This window comes from Fictibacillus arsenicus (assembly GCF_001999465.1).
Classification (GTDB): Bacteria; Bacillota; Bacilli; order Bacillales; family Fictibacillaceae; genus Fictibacillus; species Fictibacillus arsenicus.
The window spans coordinates 1-919 of sequence record NZ_MQMF01000046.1 but is presented as its reverse complement, the minus strand read 5'-3'; the positions used below and the strand labels follow the sequence as shown (position 1 = coordinate 919).

Sequence of the window (919 nt, the reverse complement as noted above, 5' to 3'; positions counted from 1 at the left end):
CGGGGCGATGGACCGCTTCCTCAGCCCGCAGATCCTGGGCAACCCCGCCCGCACCACCGAGGTCGTCGCCACGTTCTCCGACCACCTCGGTGTGGACGAGGGGCTCACGTCCGGCGTGATCGCCTCGCTCGCGTGGCAGCTGCGCGACGTGCGCGGCGAGGACGTCGAGATGTTCACGGTGCCCCGCAAGGGCTTCGCCACCGGACCGAACGGCGACGCCATCGTCGAGCTCGACGAGGACAAGCTGGCGGACCTGCGCTCCGCCCTCGCCGACGACGACGTCCAGCGCTATGTGGACGAGCACGAGCCCAAGAAGGAGAAGGAGGCCCAGGCCGCCGGCGGGCCGCCCCCGTGCTGACCCTGCTGACCGGCACCACGCCCGCACCCGCCCTCGGGGAGGACCCCTGTGACGACTGAGCCGCGCCGCCCCCGCCTGCTGCTGGTCTCCCACTCCTACCGGCCCGAGCGCACCCCGCCCGCGCGTCGCTGGGGCGCGGTCGTGGCGGCGCTGCGGTCGGCGGGCTGGGACGTCGACGTCGTCGCGCCCGGGGGTGTGCGCCCCTTCGCCGGGCCCGACGGCGAACGCGTCCTGCCCACGCCTCGCCTGCCCCTGGGGGAGGCCGGGCGCAACGGCCGCTTCGCCGAGGCGGTGGTGCACGCCCTGCTCGCCGTCCCCCGCGGGATGGCCACCCGACGCCCGGACGTGGTGGTGGCGACCGTGCCCGCGCTGCCCGTGGTGGTGCCCGGCGTCGTGCTCTCCCGCCTCTGGCGCCGTCCCCTCGTGCTGGAGATGCGCGACGCCTGGCCGGACCTCGCCCACGAGGCCGGGGTCCACCAGGGCCTGCTGGGTGTCGCGATTGGAGCGCGTCGTGACCGGCGGCCAGCGTGCGGCCCGACTCGTGGTGACCGTCACGGACGG

1 protein-coding gene and 1 pseudogene are annotated in these 919 nt (G+C 76.0%); both read left to right on the top strand.

Going from position 1 to position 919, the window contains the following annotated elements; translation table 11 throughout:
* Positions 1 to 358: LCP family protein (locus UN64_RS21710; RefSeq protein WP_216352815.1), on the top strand; the 358-nt coding region annotated here is incomplete at its 5' end.
* A 48-nt stretch (positions 359 to 406) separates the two neighbouring features.
* Positions 407 to 919 (top strand): annotated as a pseudogene (locus UN64_RS21705) (hypothetical protein); the annotation flags it as partial.